The sequence below is a fragment of the Sphingopyxis sp. P8 genome (genome assembly GCF_020622175.1).
Classification (GTDB): Bacteria; Pseudomonadota; Alphaproteobacteria; order Sphingomonadales; family Sphingomonadaceae; genus Sphingopyxis; species Sphingopyxis jiangsuensis.
In genome coordinates, this window is record NZ_JACNMK010000001.1 from 1660001 (window position 1) to 1678314 (window position 18314).

The 18314-nt window shown below is 65.4% G+C and carries 18 protein-coding genes (1 of these 18 cut by a window edge); 7 read left to right on the top strand and 11 right to left on the bottom strand.

The window, feature by feature from the left end:
* On the top strand, positions 1–982 hold the 3' portion of the coding sequence (locus H7692_RS08225) for a lipopolysaccharide biosynthesis protein (RefSeq protein ID WP_222135403.1). 536 nt of this gene lie to the left of the window's left edge; only the last 982 of its 1518 coding nucleotides appear in the window; its start codon lies off the left edge, out of view; it ends in the stop codon at positions 980–982.
* Here the strand turns inward: H7692_RS08225 and H7692_RS08230 are convergent.
* The gene (locus H7692_RS08230; RefSeq protein WP_201928810.1) at positions 967–1392 is read right to left on the bottom strand and encodes a CBS domain-containing protein; all 426 of its coding nucleotides are present in this window, start codon (positions 1390–1392) and stop codon (positions 967–969) included. The two genes, H7692_RS08225 and H7692_RS08230, sit on opposite strands and share 16 nt — an antisense overlap.
* A gap of 127 nt (positions 1393–1519) precedes the next feature.
* Here H7692_RS08230 and H7692_RS08235 point away from each other — a divergent pair, with 127 nt between their 5' ends.
* On the top strand, positions 1520–1828 hold the full coding sequence (locus H7692_RS08235) for a hypothetical protein (protein ID WP_201928809.1): 309 nt from the start codon (positions 1520–1522) through the stop codon (positions 1826–1828).
* Complete coding sequence (locus tag H7692_RS08240; RefSeq protein WP_201928808.1) at positions 1818–2213, top strand: acyl-CoA thioesterase; 396 nt, start codon at positions 1818–1820, stop codon at positions 2211–2213. The genes H7692_RS08235 and H7692_RS08240 overlap by 11 nt, the downstream gene beginning before the upstream one ends.
* A 9-nt stretch (positions 2214–2222) precedes the next feature.
* Here the strand turns inward: H7692_RS08240 and H7692_RS08245 are convergent, their stop codons facing one another.
* From H7692_RS08245 to prfA, 5 genes are all read right to left on the bottom strand, one after another.
* On the bottom strand, positions 2223–3737 hold the full coding sequence (locus H7692_RS08245; protein ID WP_222135401.1) for a DUF4139 domain-containing protein: 1515 nt from the start codon (positions 3735–3737) through the stop codon (positions 2223–2225).
* A 59-nt stretch (positions 3738–3796) separates the two neighbouring features.
* Positions 3797–5215 carry a DUF4139 domain-containing protein gene (locus H7692_RS08250; protein ID WP_222135400.1) on the bottom strand — a complete coding sequence of 473 codons (1419 nt, stop codon included), beginning with the start codon at positions 5213–5215 and terminating at the stop codon, positions 3797–3799.
* A 77-nt stretch (positions 5216–5292) separates the two neighbouring features.
* Entirely contained in the window at positions 5293–6099 is an 807-nt protein-coding gene (locus H7692_RS08255) for a DUF4167 domain-containing protein (RefSeq protein WP_222135399.1), read from the bottom strand.
* A 255-nt stretch (positions 6100–6354) separates the two neighbouring features.
* The gene (prmC, locus tag H7692_RS08260; protein WP_227340018.1) at positions 6355–7170 is read right to left on the bottom strand and encodes a peptide chain release factor N(5)-glutamine methyltransferase; all 816 of its coding nucleotides are present in this window, start codon (positions 7168–7170) and stop codon (positions 6355–6357) included.
* Between the two features lie 124 nt (positions 7171–7294).
* Complete coding sequence (gene prfA, locus H7692_RS08265) at positions 7295–8362, bottom strand: peptide chain release factor 1 (RefSeq protein WP_227340019.1); 1068 nt, start codon at positions 8360–8362, stop codon at positions 7295–7297.
* A gap of 71 nt (positions 8363–8433) precedes the next feature.
* Here prfA and H7692_RS08270 point away from each other — a divergent pair, with 71 nt between their 5' ends.
* Positions 8434–8757, top strand: coding sequence for a GIY-YIG nuclease family protein (locus H7692_RS08270; protein WP_227340020.1), 324 nt, complete (start codon positions 8434–8436; stop codon positions 8755–8757).
* Positions 8758–8792: 35 nt separating this feature from the next.
* Here the strand turns inward: H7692_RS08270 and hisS are convergent, their stop codons facing one another.
* Positions 8793–10073, bottom strand: coding sequence for a histidine--tRNA ligase (gene hisS / locus H7692_RS08275; protein ID WP_227340021.1), 1281 nt, complete (start codon positions 10071–10073; stop codon positions 8793–8795).
* Between the two features lie 94 nt (positions 10074–10167).
* Here hisS and H7692_RS08280 point away from each other — a divergent pair, with 94 nt between their 5' ends.
* Together H7692_RS08280 and ppa are read left to right on the top strand one after the other, a co-directional pair.
* Complete coding sequence (locus tag H7692_RS08280; RefSeq protein WP_227340022.1) at positions 10168–12096, top strand: M61 family metallopeptidase; 1929 nt, start codon at positions 10168–10170, stop codon at positions 12094–12096.
* Between the two features lie 99 nt (positions 12097–12195).
* Complete coding sequence (ppa, locus tag H7692_RS08285; RefSeq protein WP_201928801.1) at positions 12196–12732, top strand: inorganic diphosphatase; 537 nt, start codon at positions 12196–12198, stop codon at positions 12730–12732.
* A gap of 15 nt (positions 12733–12747) precedes the next feature.
* Here ppa and H7692_RS08290 read toward each other — a convergent pair whose 3' ends face one another.
* The 4 genes from H7692_RS08290 to H7692_RS08305 all read right to left on the bottom strand — a co-directional run bounded on the left by H7692_RS08290 (position 12748) and on the right by H7692_RS08305 (position 17701).
* Positions 12748–14061 carry a mechanosensitive ion channel family protein gene (locus H7692_RS08290; RefSeq protein WP_227340023.1) on the bottom strand — a complete coding sequence of 438 codons (1314 nt, stop codon included), beginning with the start codon at positions 14059–14061 and terminating at the stop codon, positions 12748–12750.
* Positions 14061–15272, bottom strand: a complete 1212-nt coding sequence (metC, locus tag H7692_RS08295; protein ID WP_227340024.1) for a cystathionine beta-lyase — start codon at positions 15270–15272, stop codon at positions 14061–14063. The genes H7692_RS08290 and metC overlap by 1 nt, the downstream gene beginning before the upstream one ends.
* A gap of 62 nt (positions 15273–15334) precedes the next feature.
* Positions 15335–16177, bottom strand: a complete 843-nt coding sequence (gene sseA, locus H7692_RS08300; protein WP_201928798.1) for a 3-mercaptopyruvate sulfurtransferase — start codon at positions 16175–16177, stop codon at positions 15335–15337.
* Positions 16178–16381: 204 nt separating this feature from the next.
* The gene (locus tag H7692_RS08305) at positions 16382–17701 is read right to left on the bottom strand and encodes a hypothetical protein (RefSeq protein WP_227340025.1); all 1320 of its coding nucleotides are present in this window, start codon (positions 17699–17701) and stop codon (positions 16382–16384) included.
* Positions 17702–17828: 127 nt separating this feature from the next.
* Between H7692_RS08305 and queF the strand changes: the two genes are divergently transcribed.
* Positions 17829–18299, top strand: coding sequence for a preQ(1) synthase (queF, locus tag H7692_RS08310; RefSeq protein WP_201928796.1), 471 nt, complete (start codon positions 17829–17831; stop codon positions 18297–18299).
* The last annotated feature ends 15 nt before the right edge of the window (positions 18300–18314 follow it).

Genomic DNA, 18314 nt, shown 5'->3' on the forward strand with positions numbered 1-18314 from the left:
CTGTGCGCTTGCGGGCTATGGCGTGTGGACGCTTGTCTACGCGCCGATCGCGCTCTTCTGGACACGCGCACTAGGCCTCACCATCGCCGCACGCCTGCTCGTCTGGCCGAGTTTCGATTTTCGCGGTTGCGGGCAGATTGTCGGATTCGGTTCGGCGGTTTTGTTCAGCCAGTTCTTCTGGCTGGTGCAAAGCCAGTCCGACATTTTCATCGCGGGCAGCCGATTCGAACCGCATGCGCTCGGCCTCTATGCCGAGGCGCTGTTCCTCGCGCAGATTTTCATGGCGAAGTTCGTACCCCCGCTCAACGAGGTCGCCTTTCCCGCCTATTCGCGAATCAAGCACGACCTCGCCGCAGTCCAATGGAGCTTTCTCAAGACGGTGCGGCTGCTGACACTCGTCGCCGCGCCCTTCTATTGCGGGCTCGCGGTGGTCGCCGCGCCGATGGTCGAAACGCTGTTCGGCACCAAATGGCTGGGCATGGCACCCTATATCCAGCTTCTGTCGCTCGCGCTGCTCGTGATGACGGTGCAGATCCTCTTCGCGCCGGTGAACAATGCGCTCGGCAAGCCGTCGCTGTCGATGTTCGCGTCGCTGGGCGGTGCGTTCATATTTCCGACCGCCTTCCTGATCGGCGCGAACTGGGGGCTGGAGGGAATCGCGTGGGCGTGGCTTGTCGCCGCGCCATTGCTGCTCATCGTCACCGCGCGGCTTTCGGCGCCGCTCATCGGCGTGTCGCTGCTCGATATCGGGCGCGCGATGCTGCCGGGACTGGCCCCCGCCCTTGTTATGGCGATAGGCGTGGGGGTGGCCGAACAGTCGCTCGGGGCACTTGGCTGGGCGGCGCCGATTCGGCTCGCGCTGCTCGTTGCGATGGGCGTCGCGCTTTACGCGGCGTTGCTCTGGCTGCTCGAGCGCGAAGCGATTGCCGAAGTGTCGCGCCTCGTGATTCGCCGCCGACCGCCGGTTCAGGACGCGATATAGTCGCGCATCGCCGCAGCTTCGGCCTCGATCTTGTCGATCCGATATTTAACAAGGTCGCCGATCGAGACGAAGCCGACGAGCTTGCCGTCGTCGACCACCGGCAGGTGACGAATCCGCCGCTGCGTCATTTGCGACAGCGCGGCCATCACCGCCATCGACGAATCGCACGTCACCGGCGTTTTGGTCATGACATCGTCGAGGCTGCGGTCGAGCGCGCCCGGACCATAGGAAGACATCAGGCGGACCAGGTCGCGCTCCGAAAAAATGCCGACGATCGAATCACCTTCGAGAACGGGAACGGCACCGATGCGATGCTGCGCGAGCAGATCGACCACCGCACGTACCGTGTCGTCCTTGCGCGCCGAAATGATTGCGCCGGTCCGCCCGTGAAGAATCGCTCCGATCGTCATCGCTTACCGCTCCCCAAATTCTGCCTGTTGTCGCGTAAGACTATCATGATTCGCGCGCGGTGCGAAACAATCGACGCTGCCGCTTTCGTGCTTGGCGTGCCCGGAAGCATGGTTCATGGAAGCGCGCATGGTCAAACGCTCCCCCCTCGACGACAGCAATACGTCAAAGGTCGCCTGGGCACGCTATCGCCGCCTGATGCGCGGCATGGCGCTCGTGTCTTTTCTCGCCGTCGTTTGCGCGCTCGGCTGGCTTCGCCTGACGATGGGCGACGCGCTGACGATCCACATGATTATTGCGACGGCGGCGGGGGTCGGCTTGTCGGTCTTGCTCGGCGCCGCGCTGATGGGGCTCGTCTTTTTGTCGAGCGGCAGCGGTCACGACGAATCGATCGAAGACCCCTTCGAAGACGACCCGGATATGAATCATGACCGATAATGTGCAAAATCTCCCCTCGCGCCCCGATCCGATATTGCGCGTCGTGCCGGCCCCTGCGGACATCAACAGCAATGGCCATATCTTCGGCGGCTGGGTGCTCAGCCAGATGGACATCGCGGGCGGCATCGTCGCCGCGCGCGTGGCACAGGGGGCGACCGCCACCGTAGCAATCGAGGCAATGGAGTTCATCGCGCCGATCCTGCTGCGCGATATCATTTCGGTCTATGCCCATGTGGAGCGGCGCGGACGCACTTCGATGGGCATTCGCATCGAAGTGATCGCAACGCGCGACCGCGGCGAGACCGAGGTCAAGGTCACCGAAGGCCTGTTCACCTTCGTCGCGCTCGACGAGAATCACCGTCCGCGCGCGCTGCCGCCTGCCTGATCGAGCAACCTATCCCCCGCTCGCGCGGACCCGATAGTCGAAGCGGCGCGTCGCATTGGCCGGGACACGCACTGTCCAGGTCGGCAGGCCATCCTTGCGCGGCAACTTGCGGAGGCGCGAATCGAGTTGTCCATCCTCATGATAGTCGAATCCGAGTTCAAAGGTGACGGCATAGGGATTCGCGTTCGACACGGTCGCCCGGTAGCTGTGCCGATCCTTGCCTGGCGTAGCGTAATTTTCGATCGCCACGCGCACCTGGCCGCTTTCCCCGATGACAATGTCGACGCGTTCGCCGATCGCATGGTCGCGAATCGCGCCTTCGCCAGCCAGCAATTCCATCCCGTGCGATTGTTCGAACACCGCGACCTGTCCGCTCGGCAACGGAATGCCGAGTTTCTGGCTCTTCTTATTCTCCATCCGCAACAGGATTTCGGCCGCCTCGTCGTCGAATTCATCGTCAACATCAACGCGCAGACGATAGATAGTCGCGAACGGCACATCGTCCTTGATCAGCAAAGCCACCTGCTTTTGCCCATTGGCCGCAACGGTGACGGGAATCGGCACGCGGTAGAGTTTCAGATCGCCCAGATCTTCCTGCTCGGCGACAACCGCCACCGGAGACGACGCCTTCGCCTGGCGAAGACGCATGCCGGTGACGACGATATTCTCGGCCCCTTCATCGGCGTAGCCGACCATGGCAGGCGCGGGTGGCGGAGGGGAGAGGAGCGGTTGGCCGTAGCGCCCGCTGCCGGTGGGAAAACAGGTCAGATTGAGCCGCGGGGTCAGCGGCGATTCGACGAGCTCGTCGAAATCCCGTTCGACATTCAGCGTGCCTGCCAATGCCGACAGGCTGGCGTCGGCAAAACTCTCGCCATTGCTGTTCGCGACGGTCAACCATGCAAAAAGGTCGAGCGTCTTGCCGCCCGGCGCCACGCGCGCGACATAATTGCTCGCCCAGTCGAACCCCGTCGACAAATAGGTCAATGTCGCGGTCACGCGCTGCGCCGCCGGGCTGCGCGTCGTCACCGAGAGCGTCGGTTTGGCGGTCAGCCCTTTCGGTACGCCATCATAGACGAGCGATTCGGGAATCCCGGTGCAACGCAGCGCCTCGAAGCCCGCCGACGTCTGCAGCACGACCGCGCCCGCCGGCCCCGAGCGGATGATCGCTTCTTCTTCGGTAACGTCGCCGGTCGCGCGCTTCGTCCGCCGCAGATGGACGCGATTGCCGAGCGTGCCGTCGAGCAGGCTCGCGGGAGACAACAGCGCCGCATCGCGATTCTTCTGCACGACGCCGCCGGGCAGGCCGGTGACGATCGCCGACACGGCAACCATCCCCTCAGCCACCCCTTCGAACCGCACGACCGATTCGCCGGCCGGAAGGTCGAGCGTGCGCGTCTCCGAAATCAGGGCAAAGCCGTTCAGCCAGTCGCGGTCGATTTCGCCGCCCTCGTCGCGGTCGGGGTCCCGAAACACGCTGACCGAGACGGAGTCGGGTGCAGTCGATGTGACAACCGGTGCGGCCATTGCCGACGCCGGGGCAACGAGCAGCAACAGAGGCGCGGCCCAACGCATCGCCCGCCGGATCAATAGCGCGTTTCGAAGGTCGCGGTGATCGTCGTCTCGCCGTTGGCCGGCACGGTGACGCGCCAGCGCGTACCATCGGAGTCGAGCCGTTCGCTCTTCTGGCTCTCCGACAGGATGCGCGTTTCGCTCCAATACCAGTCGAGTCCGCGCTGGACGAGGTCGAGCGTGATCGGCTGCGACCGGGCGTTGGTGACCAGATAGGACATCGCGCTGCGCCAGATGGTCGGCGTGCGGCGCTCGCGCGATACGACCGTCGCCTTGACCTTCACGTCAAAGGCATCGCCGGTCTTTAGTCCCAATTCGCTGCCCATCGGCGTGTGGCCGATCCTGCTCTCGCCGATGAATTGGGGATCGCCGCGCAGATCGCGCTGATAAAAACGCACCGTACCCGCCGGCAGTGCGTCGCCAAGACCGCCCTCGCGGCTTGAGCTGAACTTGATGACGCTCGCCGCGCTCGCGGGCTCGGTCATATTGTTGAACCCGTCCACGGTGAATTCGTAGATTTTCCGGGCTGGAACCCGCGCGACGTCGAGGAAGCTGACCTGTTTCGTCTGGGCATTGGCAATCGTCGTGCGCTCGGGCAGCGGGTAAAGATAATAGTCGCCGAGTTGTTCGCGCGGGGCCGTTTCCGTGCCCGCGCTCCGCAGAGTGCCCGGAGCGGTCGGCACGGGACGATAGCGACCCGACCGAACATTATTGGCAACGCCCCCCGACGGCGTTCCCGCGACGAGCAGCGTTTTCGCATTTTCGAAGGTCGTTCCGGTCGTATTGGTCAGCGTGACCCAGCCCTGGACGTCGACCGTTCCCGCCTTTTCGTCATAGAGCGAAACATAGTCGGCCGCCCAGCCCAGCCCGCCGGTCAGGTAAGACAATGTTGCCGGCCGCATCGACGCGCTATTGCTGTCGACGGTGATCGAAAGCGTGGGCTTGGCCCGCAGATTCGGCGGGATCGAATCGAAAATCACGCGCACGGGCAAGCCGTCGTCGCGCAATATCTCGATCCGCGTGCCGATCTGGAGCACCACGCCGCCGTTGACGGCGAGCACCTTCGCGCGCTCGCGCGTTTCGGCACCGGTGGCGGGATTGATTCGAAGGAGCGTGACCGTCTCTCCCACCGCCTTTTGCATCAAGGCATTGGGGGACAGCAGGTCATAGTCGAAATTCTGCTCGACGATCGCCGTATCGGCGGCGCCAAAAGACACGGTCTGCGGCCTGATCTGCGCCGATACGTCCGGAAATTCCTGCCGCGATCGCCCGGCGGGGAACCGGATCTGCCGGACATCCTGCACCAGCGATTGCCCGCCATTATAGATAGTGACGGCGAGTTCGCCCTGCGCATTGCCCTGCGACGCGGTTTGCGCCGCTGCCGGACTTGCAATCAGACCCGCCGCAACAGCGGCCAATATCGGCGCACGCATCCCGTCCCTCCCCGCGAAACCTGTCCGCGGCGAGGCTAGGTCATGCCCGATTCAAAAACCAGCGCGAAAACGCGATGTTACTCGGCGGCTTCGACCCCGGGGCCGCGCGGCGCGAGCGTGCGGCGCGAACGGCGCGCCTTGGGCGCGGCTGCGGGAGCCTCGTCCGTCTCGCTATCCGCGGCTTCGTCGTTGGTGCGGTCGGTGCGGCCGATCGCGGGCGGCAGGACGGCGGTGTCGATACCGGCATCGCCATCGTCCTTTTCGGCCGCGCGGGCGCGTCGGGGTCCGCGGCGCGGAGCGCGCGGTGCCGGAGCCTGTTCCTCGTCGGAAGCGGCTTCCTCGCTATCGTCGTCGGATTTCGCCTCGGCGCGATCCGAATCGCGATTGCGGCGGCCGCGGTCGCCGCGACCCTGCTGCTGGCGGTTGCCGCGGCTATCGTCGTCGTCGCGGTCGCGCCGGTCGCGATTGCCGCGCGCATCGCCGTCATTGTCTTCGCTGCCGCTATCGGTGTCGAGATCGCTGTCGTCGTGGCCGTCGAAGTCCTCGACCCCGCGAATCTCGCGCTGGCGGTCGTGGCTGCGATCCTGACCGCTCTGCGCGGCCTTTTCTTCCTGCCGTGCGCGGAAATCGCTGACGACGCGGAAATAATGGTCGGCGAACTGGAGATAATATTCGGTCTGCACCCGGTCGCCGGCAAGCTGCGCATCGCGCGCCATGTTGCGATATTTCTCGATCATCTGCGCTGCGTTGCCGCGCGCGCGGCTGTCGATGCGGTTGGCCTGGTCGACGCCACCGCGTCCGCCTGACTGCGACCGATTGTTGTTGCTGTTGTTGCGACCGCGACGGCGACCGCTCTGCCGGTTGTTCATGTTCAACTGAGACATCCTGTCGAAAAGCTTTAAGCTATGCCAACCCCTTTGGCCGAACGCGCCACCGTGCGCGTCGCACCCGCGCCTCACGCGCGGCCTTGCCCTCTACCGCCCGTTCAGGCGCAACGGCCTGCACAAGCATCGTAAATGGGAAGCAGACCCGCCGGACCAGTATCGGTGCGTGCACCGCCAAAGGGACCCTGATCAGGCCTGTACCCCTGCCCTAACGCGCTTTTGCGACGAAACCAAGCGATTTTTGGCGGGCCGCCGTCAAGCGATTGTCAAAATGAGGGCGCGGTCGCGACCGCCAAGGTCTTTGCGGCAAGCGACGGCGAAGCCGGCATCTTCGGCCAGCCTCCGTACCGAGATATGTTGCGTGGCCCCGATTTCAAGCACGGCCGCGCCGCCCGTCGCGAGCAAGCGCGGCAGGTCGGGGACGACGCGGCGATAATCGTCGAGTCCGTCGGTGCCCGCAAACAGCGCCGAAACGGGCTCGTGCGCACGCACGTCGGGCATCAGCGGTTCCGCCTCGCCGATATAGGGCGGGTTGCAGAGGATAAGGTCGAATCTTTCGTCGATCCCGGCCGCCCAATCGCCCTGCCGCAGCTCGGCGCGCTCATCAAAGCCCAGTGCCTCGGCGTTGCCCCGCGCATAGGCGAGCGCTTGGGCGCTGGCATCGACGCCCACGCCGCTCGCCTCTGGCCATTCGGCAAGCGCGGCAAGCAGCAGCGTGCCCGGCCCGGTACCAAGATCGAGCACCCGCTTCGGCGTCTGTTGCCCGAAATGATCGACTGCAGCCTCGATCAGCGTTTCGCTGTCGGGTCGCGGGATCAGCGCGCCGGGCCCGACGCCAAGCCGGATCGTCCAGAAATCGCGATAGCCGACGATATAGGCGACGGGCTCGTGCGCCATCCGCCGCGCGACGAACGCGTCGAAAGCGGCGGGCACGGCGAAACGCGACGGATCGAGCAGCAAGCGGTCGCGCTCGACCCCCAGCGCATGCGCCATCAACAGCTCGGCATCGAGCCGCGGCGTTTCGGAGACCGCTGAAAGCCGCTGCGCCGCGGCGCGAATGCTATCGCCCACTTCGCTCACACTCAATCACCCACGCTTCATTCCGTTCGTGTCGAGCGAAGTCGAGACACCCTGTGGCATATGGTCGTCCCGAGGGGCATCTCGACTTCGCTCGATGCGAACGGAATTGAAGGGCTCAGTCACCCAATCCCGCCAGCCGCTGCGCCTGGTCTTCGGCGATCAGCGCGTCGATCAGTTCGTCCATCGCCCCCTCCAATATCTCAGGCAGGCGGTGGAGCGTCAGGTTGATGCGGTGATCGGTCACGCGCCCCTGCGGGAAATTATAGGTGCGGATGCGTTCGGACCGGTCGCCCGATCCGACCATCGCCTTGCGCGCCGACGCCTCGGCATCGTGGCGCTTCGTGCGTTCGAGGTCGAAGAGGCGCGAGCGCAGCACCTGCATCGCCTTTGCGCGGTTCTTGTGCTGGCTGCGCTCGTCCTGCTGGATGACGACAAGCCCCGTCGGGATATGGGTGATGCGGATCGCGCTGTCGGTCGTGTTGACATGCTGCCCGCCCGCGCCGCTCGCGCGATAGATGTCGATCTTGAGGTCATTGTCGTTGATCGCGACGTCGACCTCTTCGGCCTCGGGCAGCACCGCGACGGTCGCGGCGCTCGTGTGGATGCGCCCGCCGCTTTCGGTGACGGGGACGCGCTGCACCCGATGCACGCCGCTCTCGAACTTCAGCCTGGCAAAGACGCCCTGCCCCTTCACCGACGCGACGACTTCCTTGTAGCCGCCCACCTCGGCCTCGTTGGCGGAGATGATTTCGACCTTCCACCCCTGTGTGTCGGCAAAGCGGCTGTACATGCGCAGCAGGTCGCCCGCGAACAGCGCCGCCTCGTCGCCGCCGGTGCCCGCGCGGATTTCGAGCATCGCAGCGCGCTCGTCGGCGACATCCTTGGGGAGCAGCTTGACCGCCAGATCATGTTCGGCGGCGGGAAGCGCATCCTCGATCGCGGCGATTTCCTCGGCGGCCATCGCCTTCATCTCGGGATCGGCGAGCATTTCGTTGAGTGCGACGAGTTCCTCGCGCAACCGCACCACTTCGCGGGCAGCGGTGGCGACGGGTTCGAGCTCGGCAAATTCCTTCGAGGCCGCGACAAAGTCGGCCGGCGCCATATCCCCCGTCGCCATGCGCGCCTGCAACGCGGCATGGCGTTCGATGATGGCGTCGATCTGTTTTTCGGAGACGTGGGTCATCTAGTCCAGAACAGTGCAAACTCGTCATGCTGAACTTGTTTCAGCATCCATGGCGCCGCATAGAGGCCTAGATGCGGTCGCGGCAACCCTGCACCTATATTCTTGCCAGCCAGAAGCGAGGCACGCTTTATATCGGCGTCACATCGGACCTGGTCGTGCGCGTTTGGCAGCATCGGTCGGGAACGGTCCCCGGCTTTACCAGTCGATATCGGGTCTTTCGTCTCGTTCATGCCGAGTTTTTCGATGACATGACCGGCGCCATAGCCCGAGAGAAACAGTTGAAGCGGTGGCACCGCCGATGGAAGATAAACCTGATTGAATCCGGAAACCCCAATTGGGAAGATCTTGCCGTAAAGTGGGGGATTGCCGAGCCTATTAGTACAAGGTCATGCTGAACTTGTTTCAGCATCCATGGCCCAATCGCACGGCCTCAGGCCATGGACCCTGAAACAAGTTCAGGGTGACGAGAAATGAGAAGCTGGTCGATTCTTTCTACAAGCTCGTTCGGCCCCCGAATGCCTCGTCCGGGGCGGTCTTCACTTTCGCGATAAACCAGGCTTAGAATCGATTTAGCGTTCATCTTCGCGGCTTTGTCGAATCGCTTTCTCGGCGAGCCGGTCGCTACAATGTCGGCAGAAATCCCTTCGCCGCGGAGCGTGGCGAGGACTGATTGGGCAAATGTGAACGCCCGATCGTCTTCCAAGGCAATCACAACGTCGAGAGAATAATCGCCTACACCGTCCACCAACATCGCCAGCCGCTCGATCCCCGCGGCCCAGCCGACCGCCGGGGTCGGCGGCCCGCCGAGATTTTCGATCAGCCCGTCATAGCGTCCGCCGCCGAGCACCGTGCCCTGCGCGCCCAATCGGTCGGTGACGAACTCGAACGCGGTGTGGCGATAATAGTCGAGCCCGCGCACCAGCCGTGCATTGCGCTCCCACGCGACCCCTGCGGCGTCGAGCCCCGCGGTCACCGCGCCAAAGAAGTCCTGCGCCTCGCTCGTCAGGAACGCGTCGATGTCGGGCGCGCTGTCGGCGATGGGGCGGTCGCGCGGGTCCTTGCTGTCGAGGATGCGCAGCGGATTCTTGTCGAGCCGCGCGAGGCTGTCCTCCGACAAATCGCCGCGATGGCCCATGAAATGCTCGACCAGCGCGGCGCGCCACGCGTCGCGGCTCGCCGCATCGCCCAGCGTGTTGAGCGTCAGGATCACGCCCTCGGCGATGCCCAATTCCTTCAGCAGCTGGTCGGCAAAGACAAGCAACTCGGCATCGGCGAGCGGGCTGTCGCTCCCCAGCACCTCGGCGTCGAGCTGGTGGAACTGGCGATAGCGCCCCTTCTGCGGGCGCTCGTAGCGGAACAGCGGCCCGTGCGTCGCCACTTTCAGCGGCGCGAACTGCTGCCAGCCGTTGGTGATATAGGCGCGCGCGATCCCGGCGGTGAACTCGGGCCGCAAGGTGATCGAATCGCCGCCGCGATCGTCGAACGAATACATTTCCTTCGACACCACATCGGTCGTCTCGCCCAGGCTCCGCGCGAACACCGCGGTCGGCTCGATCACCGGCACCTCGACGCGCTTGAAGCCATAAAGCCGGCGCACCCGCTCGAACGTCTCGACAACATGCGCAAAGCGGTCGGCGAAATCGCCGAGCATGTCCTGTGTGCCGCGCACCGGCTGCGGCGTGGGGATTTTCGCGGGCTTGTCCTTGCTCATGGCCGCGGCGTCTAATCGCTTTTGGGCGAAAGGCAAAGCGCCGTCGCACGCCTGCGCTGGACGCCGCGCGCTTTTCGCGGCAGGAACGCTCGCCATGAAAAAAGCACATATCGTCGCGGCCGCGATCGCCGCGGTCCTTTTCGTTCCCGCTACCGCACAGACCGGCAACAGCCGGCCGCAGCCGGTCGTCCAGCCGCACGTCATCCCGTTGCCGGCCGACAAGCCTTATCCTGGCACGATACAGCTTCGCGTCGACGCGACCGACGTCGCGCGTGGCATTTATCGCGTGCGCCAAACGATTCCGGTGGCAAAGCCAGGCAAGCTGACGTTGCTGTATCCCGAATGGCTCCCCGGCAAGCACGCCCCGCGCGGCGCGATTGCAGAGGTAGCGGGCTTCCGCGCGACCGCGGGCGGAAAGCCGCTCGCATGGACGCGCCAGCCGACCGACGTCTATGCGTTCGACATCGACGTGCCCGCAGGCGTCAAGAGCATCGACATCGCCTTCGAATTCCTGTCGCCGACGCGCAGCAGCGAGGGGCGAATCGTCGTCACCCCGGCGATGATGAACCTGCAGTGGGAACAGGTGAGCTTCTATCCTGCCGGCTATTTCACCCGGCAGATCCCGGTGCAGCTCGACGTGACGCTCCCCAACGGCTGGACCGGCGTCGCTGCGCTCGACGGCCTCAAGGTCGCGGGCAACCGCTACAGCTATGCGCCGACCAATTACGAGGCTCTCGTCGACAGCCCGATGTTCGCCGGCAAGCATTTCCGCAAATGGGACCTCGGCCACAATGTCACGCTCAACGTCGTCGCCGACGAGGCCAAATATCTGGAGGCGAGCCCCGACCATATCGCGCGCCACGCCGCGCTCGTGTCCGAAGCGGTCGCGCTGTTCGGCACGCGGCCTTTCGATCGCTATGAATTCCTCCTCGCGCTGACCGACGAACTCGGCGGGATCGGGCTCGAACATCATCGCAGCAGCGAAAACAGCCGCGACCCCGACTATTTCACCAAATGGGACGAGAATGAAACCGCGCGCGGGCTTCTCCCGCACGAACTCGTCCACAGCTGGAACGGCAAATATCGCCGCCCAGAAAAGCTCTGGACCCCCGACTATCGCACGCCGATGCAGGACAATCTGCTCTGGGTTTATGAAGGGCAGACAAGTTTCTGGGACCTCGTCCTGGCCGGCCGCTCGGGGATGCAGTCAAAGGAGGTCATTCTCGGCGAATGGGCAGCCAACGCCGCTTTCTACAGCGTCCAGCCCGGCCGCGCATGGCGCTCGGTCGAGGACACGACGCACGATCCGATCATTGCAGCGCGCAAACCGCGCGCCTTCCCCAGCGCCACACGGACCGAGGATTATTACAACGAGGGGTCGCTGATGTGGCTCGAAGCGGACATGCTGATCCGCACCGCGACGCGCGACCGCAAGAGCCTCGACGATTTCGCGCGCATCTTCTTCGGCGGGCGCGACGGCGACTGGGGGCAGAAGGGCTATGATTTCGACGAAGTCGTCGCAACGCTGACCGCCGTCCATCCCCATGACTGGGCGACCTTCCTGCGCGAGCGTATGCAGGTTGCCGGGCAACCTGCGCCGACCGGCGGCATCGAACGCGCGGGTTATCGTCTCGTCTGGCGCGACAAGCCGAACGCCTATGATCGCGAACGCATGTCGAAATCGAAAAATGCCGACCTCGTTCACTCGCTCGGCCTCACGATCGACAGAAATGGCGTCGCGGGCAGCATCTTGTGGGACGGCCCCGCCTTTCGCGCCGACATCGTCAACGGCACCAAGATCATAGCGGTCGACGGGATGAGCTATAGCCGCGAGCGGATCGAGGCGGCGATTCGCGCGGCCGCCGACGGCAAGACCCCGGTGCGGCTGATCGTCGAGCGCGACGGACGCTACCGCACGATCGAGATCGCCTATCATGGCGGGCTGCGCTGGCCGCACCTCGAAAAAATCGGCGACGGCCCCGACTGGATCGACCGACTGCTCGCGCCCAAACGCGCACTCTAAATCCCCTCCCGCAAGCGGGAGGGGGCACGCTAGGCCTCGACTTTACGCGCCGTCCGGCGCTAAAGGCGCGCGCAATAATCAGAACCAAAGGATTCTCCCATGCGCATCGACCTGATCCCGGCGGGCGACAGCCCGCCCGACAGCCTCAACGTCCTCATCGAGGTTCCCATCGGCGGCGAGCCGGTGAAATATGAGTTCGACAAGGCGTCGGGGGCATTGTTCGTCGACCGCTTCCTCCACACGCCGATGCGCTATCCCGCCAATTACGGCTTTGTCCCGCACACGCTGGGCGAGGACGGCGATCCGCTCGACGCGCTCGTCGTAGCGCGCTCGCCCGTCGTCGCGGGCGCGGTGGTCAAGTGCCGCCCGATCGGCGTGCTCAAGATGGAGGACGACGGCGGCGGCGACGAAAAGCTGCTTTGCGTCCCCGTCAATTCGACCTTTCCCTATTACAAGGATGTCGCGAGCTACACCGACATGCCGCCGATCGTGCTCCAGCAGATCGAGCATTTCTTTGGCCACTACAAGGATCTCGAACCCGGCAAGTGGGTCAAGCTTCAGGGCTGGGGCGACGTCGATGAGGCGAAGCGCATCATCCTCGAATGCATCGAGCGCGCCAAGGCCAAGGGTTTCTGACCGGCCGCGCGGCCGTCAGTCCGCCTTTTTCGATGCCCGCTTCGGCTGCGCCGGGGCGGGCATTTCCTTGGGCAGCGTCCGCACATGCAGGTCACGCTGCGGATAGGGTATCTCGACCCCCGCCTCCTTGAACTTGTCCCAGATGCGCAGATAGACGTCGCCCTGGATGTTACCGAGCCCGCCTTCGGGGTCCGAAATCCAGAAACGCAGTTCATGGTCGACGCTGCTGTCACCGAAGCCGGTGATCCAGCAAACCGGCGCGGGGCTTTTGAGCACGCGCGGCGCCTCGTCAGCCGCATCGAGCATCAGCTTTTGCGCCAGCCGGATGTCGGCGTCATAGCTCACCCCGACCGCGAGCCGCACGCGCACCTCGCGATTCGAATAGCTCCAATTCTCGACCCGCTCGGTCATCAGCAGTTCGTTGGGAACCAGATGCTCCTTGCCGTCGCGCGTGATGACCGACACCGCGCGCACGCCGATCTTGTTCACGCGCCCCACCGCATCGGCGACAACGACGACGTCGCCCGGCTTGATCGAGCGGTCCATCAACAGGATGATCCCCGCGATCAGATTCCCGAAGGTCTTTTGCAGCCCGAAACCGACCGCAAGCCCGAGAGCGCCCGAAAAGACAGCAAAGGCGGTGAGGTCGATTCCGAGCAGGTCGATGCCGACAAAAAAGGCGGCGATGACGATGGCGACGCCGGCGATCTTTTCGACGAGCAACTGCTGCGTTGCATCGAGATCGCGCCCGCCGCCGCCGCGCACGACGCGCCGCACGATGCGGTTGCCGATTCGTACAAGCAGGAAAAGCGCGAGTATGGTGAGCGCGATATTGATGAGCGTCAGCAGCGAGAGATTCATCCGCCCGACGGTAAAGCCCACGGCATCGAGCCGTTCCTGCAGCAGGGTCAGCCCGCCGACCGCGTTCGACAACAATGCAACAAAGGCGACCGCCGCCGCCGCGAGAGCTGGTCCCGCACCGAGTCCGACACCGCGGACAATATTACGCACCGCCGCCGCCGCCGCGATTGCCGCCACGGCACCGAGCAAGAGCCGTGCATAGGGATCCCACGGCCAGACCGCCCAGCCAATGGCAACGATCAGCAGCGCGACGAGCCAGCCGAGCAGAGTCGGCGTCGCTTCGGTGAGCGGTCCCCGCGCCTGAATATCGCGTCCGTGCATCCAGTCGGCCAGTCGCGGCCCGAGCCGCCGCCGCGCGATCCAACCGGCGAGGAGCGCGGCACCCGCGATTGCGGCGGCAATACCCAGCTCGGCGAACTGCGCCTCGGCAATGCTGGGGAATCCCATGCGTGTAATGAGCTCGTCCATCAGCCGCTCCCCTTCATGGACGCAAATCCGCGGCCGAGGTCCGCGATCAGATCCGACGGGTCCTCGAGCCCGATCGACAGCCGTACCAGCGGGTCGGGGTCGCTCCACTTCGTTGCACTACGGATCGACGCCGGATCGCTCGGCACGGCAAGACTTTCATAGCCGCCCCAGCTGAACCCGATGCCGAAAAGGTCGAGCGCGTCGATGAAGCGCGCACGTGCCGCATCGTCGGCCCCCTTCAGCGTGAAGCCGAACAAGCCGCTCGCACCGGAAAAGTCGCGCGACCAGATCGCGTGCCCGGGGTCGGAAGGAAGCGCAGGGCACAGCACTCGGCCCACCTCGGGCCGGCCCGCGAGCCAATCGGCGATCACGCGCGCGTTCGCGCCGTGCCGTTCCATCCGCACGTCGAGCGTGCGCAGCCCGCGCAGCATCAGCGCACAATCGTCGGGCGACACCGCCTGCCCGAGCTGATAGGCGCCCTGACGTAGCCGCGGCCACAGCGCCTTGGTCGCGGTCAGGCTGCCCATCATCGCATCCGAATGACCGCCGACATATTTGGTTAGGCTCATCATCGCGACATCGACGCCATGCGCGAGCGCGGGAAAGAGGAGCGGCGTCGCCCAGGTATTGTCGAGCATCGTCGCGACGCCGCGTGCCCGCGCCGCCGCCGTGATCGCGGGCACATCCTGCACCTCGAAGGTCAGGCTGCCCGGCGATTCGAGGAAGACGAGCTTCGTGTCCGGCTCGATCAGATCGGCGACGCCCTCGCCGATCAGCGGGTCGTAGAAGCTCGTTCGCACGCCCATCCGCGCGAGCAATCCGTTGCACAGAGCGCGCGTCGGTTCATAGGCGCTGTCGACCATCAGCAAATGATCGCCGGGCGACAGCAGCGCGAGCAGCCCCCCCGCTATCGCTGCGACACCCGAGGGATACAGGAGCGTGCCCTCCGCCCCAGCTTCCATCGCGGTCAGCGCATCGGCGAGCGCCCAGACGGTCGGCGTCCCGCGCCGCCCATAATAAAGCTTGTCGTGCGTCGCATGGCCGCGCGCCTTCATGTCCGCGATATTGTCGTAAAGGATCGTCGACGCCCGCCACACCGGCGGATTGACGATAGCGCCGCCGAGCCGCGGATCGCCCGTCCATTCGGCGCGCCGTCCACCCTGCACAAGCTTGGTCGCGGGGCGGAGGCTGTCGTCGTCGCTGTCGTTCATCCCACCTTGTTAGCGGGAATCGGGGCAAAAGCCAGTCGCCAGCCCCGATAGCGCGGCGGCGATCAGGCGCCGCCCGTCGCCTTGGGGGTCGCCGGATCGGCGCCCCATTCGGACCAGCTTCCGTCATAGACCGCAACATCTTCCTTGCCGAGAAGATGCGCGCCAAAGGCGACGACCGTCGCAGTCATGCCCGACCCGCACGTCGCGACGAGCGGTCGGTCGAAGTCGACGCCCGCGGCGTCGAAGGCGGCTTTCAACTCGTCGCCACGCTTCCACGTTCCGTCGGCGTTGAACAGGTCGCTGTGCGGCAAGCTGCGCGACCCCGGAATATGACCTGGCGCGACGCCCGGACGCGGGTCGCGATCCTCGCCAGTGAAGCGCGCGGCGGGGCGCGCGTCGACAAGCTGCTCGGTTTCGAGCGCCAGATTTTCGAGCACCTGTTCCTTGGTGCGAACCGCCTTGGCGTCGCGCCACACGGTGAAGTGGCGGTGGCGCAGCGCCTGCTTGCCCATTTCGAGCGGCCGGCCCTCGGCCTTCCATTTGGCGAGCCCGCCGTCGAGCAGCGCAACATCATGCGCCCCGAACAGCTTGAGAAGCCACCAGGCGCGCGCTGCGCTCTTGAGCGGGCTGTCGTCGTAAATGACGATCCGGCTGCCGTCGCCGAGGCCCAACGACTGCATGCGGCTCGCGAATTTTTCGGGAGGCGGCGCCATATTGTCGATGTCGCTCGACGCATCGGTCAGCTCGGCAAGGTCCATGAACACCGCGCCCGGAATGTGTCCGGCTTCATATTCGGCGCGCGCATCGCGGTCCGTCCCGGCCATGAATTTCGTCGCATCGACCACCCGCAGGTCCGATGCCCCCAGTTCGCGTTCCAGCCAGTCGGTTGAGACCAAGGCGTCCATGTCATGCTCCTGTTGCGACCGGTTGGAAACTGCCTGTCCCTTCGCCGGCCATCCTGCTGTGGCTCTGCTTTCCCGGGGAAGTCCAAGCCTATGCCCCACCGTGCTTCTTTTCAAGCACGGACGCGTCCTGCCCCAGACGATGTTGCACCGCAACAGAAAAGCGGATCGAAAGGGGACAACATCCCCGATCGCTTGAACCGGCGCCTATTGGATGCGGCGCATTGCGGTGGCGCGCGCGGCGGGCCGCTCGACCTTGTGCTTCGCGCGGTCGAGCGGCAGCGGCGCAAGTTTGTCGGTGGCGTCGCCAAGGCGCCCGAGGACGAAGGTTTCCGCTTGCTGGCCAAAAGCGTCGCCGGGACCGTCCCAATGATAGGTGATATCGAATGCCATCACCGGAACCAGCATCGGCTTGCCCGCGATCATCAGCGGCTCGATCGCCGCGCGCGGCAGTGCGATTTCGGTGCTGACGCTGTCGCTCGCACCCGGTTCGATCACCATATCGTCGCGCAACATGCTGCCGCCCGCACCATCGAAGAAGCGGGCGAGCACGCCTTCCTGCATCGCCGATCCCTGCCCCGCCGCAATGCGAATCATCATGCCCGTCGCGGCGAGCGTGCCGCTGTTGGCAATCGTCAGAGCAAAGCCGATTTCGACGCGATCGGGCAAGATCTGGATGCTGCGAATTTCGAGTTCGAGCGACACTTGCGCGCGTTGCTCGGCCAAGGGACGCGTCACCAGCGTCGACGCCGGACGCGGCGGTGGTGCGAGGCGCGCGGGCGTCGGTTCCGGCGAAGGCGCTTGTGGCGGAGCCGCTGCGCGCTGCGGCGGTGCAACGGGCTTTTCCGCAATCGCTGGCTCGTCAACCGGCGCATCGCCGGCCAGCGCCGGGCGGCGGCGCCAATACCACAGCCCCGCGCCGACCGCTGCCAGCGCCGCGAGCATCCACGCCCACCAGGGCGTCGCTCCGCCGTCGTTCGTCGGGACCGGCTGTTCGACAAGCACCTCGTCGTCGGAAACGGACCGCGACGGTTCGGCTTCCGGCTGAAGGTCCGTTTCGAGCGGCGGCGGCACAGCGGGATCGGGAATCGACGGCGCGGTCGGCGGCGGCGCGGCGCTCGAAGCGGGTGCAGGCGCTCCGCGCGCAGCGGGCCGCGATACCGCAGACCTGTCGGCCGACGGCGGCGGCGTTGTCGTGGACGGCGCTGGCTCGGGCTGGGTCGGCACGACAACGGGTGCGCGCGGCGGCGCTGGAGTCGGGCTCGGCGCCGGTGTCGGCAGGCCGCGCCGCTCGCCCGGCGCCAGCGGCGGCAAGCCGTTGTCCGACGGCCCCTGAACCCCCGACGCGCGGCCATCGTTCGCGGGCGGCAGGCGGAAGTCGATCGACCGCCCGGGCGCGGGGGCCGGTGTGGGAGTAGGTGCCTCCGCATCCTGCGCAAGGCCGGGACTGGCCAATCCTGCCGCGGCCACCATCGCCGCCAGCGACACATGCGCCACCCTGCTTATCGATTGCTTGACTCGCACCATCGTTCCAAATTGCAAATCCAACATGCGATACCGCGTCCTCGCCGCTGAATTGGCGCTGAACCCGGCCGCGGCCACTTGCGCCATCAACGGCGATGACATCGGCCGCGCGCCGCACTAGACGAAAGCCATGAGTGATTCCAGCCAAACGCCGCTTGCGCCCAAACATCTCGGCCAGTCGAGCGAACTGCCTGTCTCGCCCGAGGCGGCGGTGCTCGACTATGTTCCGAACCCGCGCGCGGGCGAGCTTTACCTCGTGCGCTTCGCCGCTCCCGAATTCACCTCGCTGTGCCCGGTCACCGGCCAGCCCGATTTCGCGCACCTCGTCATCGACTATGCACCACGCGATACGATCGTCGAATCGAAGAGCCTCAAGCTCTTCCTCGGCGCGTTCCGTAACCATGCGGGCTTTCACGAGGATTGCACCGTCGGCATCGGCCGCCGCCTGTTCGACGAGATGCAGCCGCAATGGCTGCGCATCGGCGGCTATTGGTATCCGCGCGGCGGCATCCCGATCGACGTCTTCTGGCAGTCGGGCCCGCCGCCCGCAGGATTGTGGCTCCCCGATCAAGGTGTCGCGCCCTATCGCGGGCGAGGATGAAGATTCATTTTTCCG

Bases quoted from the DNA above. Each gene is read 5' to 3' on its own strand.
- H7692_RS08240 (WP_201928808.1), top strand. From the start codon at position 1,818: ATGACCGATAATGTGCAAAATCTCCCCTCGCGCCCCGATCCGATATTG.
- H7692_RS08250 (WP_222135400.1), bottom strand. From the start codon at position 5,215: ATGCGTGCGCCGATATTGGCCGCTGTTGCGGCGGGTCTGATTGCAAGT.
- H7692_RS08305 (WP_227340025.1), bottom strand. From the start codon at position 17,701: ATGGTGCGAGTCAAGCAATCGATAAGCAGGGTGGCGCATGTGTCGCTG.
- H7692_RS08270 (WP_227340020.1), top strand. From the start codon at position 8,434: ATGCGGTCGCGGCAACCCTGCACCTATATTCTTGCCAGCCAGAAGCGA.
- H7692_RS08290 (WP_227340023.1), bottom strand. From the start codon at position 14,061: ATGGACGAGCTCATTACACGCATGGGATTCCCCAGCATTGCCGAGGCG.
- queF (WP_201928796.1), top strand. From the start codon at position 17,829: ATGAGTGATTCCAGCCAAACGCCGCTTGCGCCCAAACATCTCGGCCAG.
- hisS (WP_227340021.1), bottom strand. From the start codon at position 10,073: ATGAGCAAGGACAAGCCCGCGAAAATCCCCACGCCGCAGCCGGTGCGC.
- prfA (WP_227340019.1), bottom strand. From the start codon at position 8,362: ATGACCCACGTCTCCGAAAAACAGATCGACGCCATCATCGAACGCCAT.
- sseA (WP_201928798.1), bottom strand. From the start codon at position 16,177: ATGGACGCCTTGGTCTCAACCGACTGGCTGGAACGCGAACTGGGGGCA.
- metC (WP_227340024.1), bottom strand. From the start codon at position 15,272: ATGAACGACAGCGACGACGACAGCCTCCGCCCCGCGACCAAGCTTGTG.
- H7692_RS08230 (WP_201928810.1), bottom strand. From the start codon at position 1,392: ATGACGATCGGAGCGATTCTTCACGGGCGGACCGGCGCAATCATTTCG.
- H7692_RS08280 (WP_227340022.1), top strand. From the start codon at position 10,168: ATGAAAAAAGCACATATCGTCGCGGCCGCGATCGCCGCGGTCCTTTTC.
- H7692_RS08245 (WP_222135401.1), bottom strand. From the start codon at position 3,737: ATGGCCGCACCGGTTGTCACATCGACTGCACCCGACTCCGTCTCGGTC.
- ppa (WP_201928801.1), top strand. From the start codon at position 12,196: ATGCGCATCGACCTGATCCCGGCGGGCGACAGCCCGCCCGACAGCCTC.
- H7692_RS08235 (WP_201928809.1), top strand. From the start codon at position 1,520: ATGGTCAAACGCTCCCCCCTCGACGACAGCAATACGTCAAAGGTCGCC.
- H7692_RS08255 (WP_222135399.1), bottom strand. From the start codon at position 6,099: ATGTCTCAGTTGAACATGAACAACCGGCAGAGCGGTCGCCGTCGCGGT.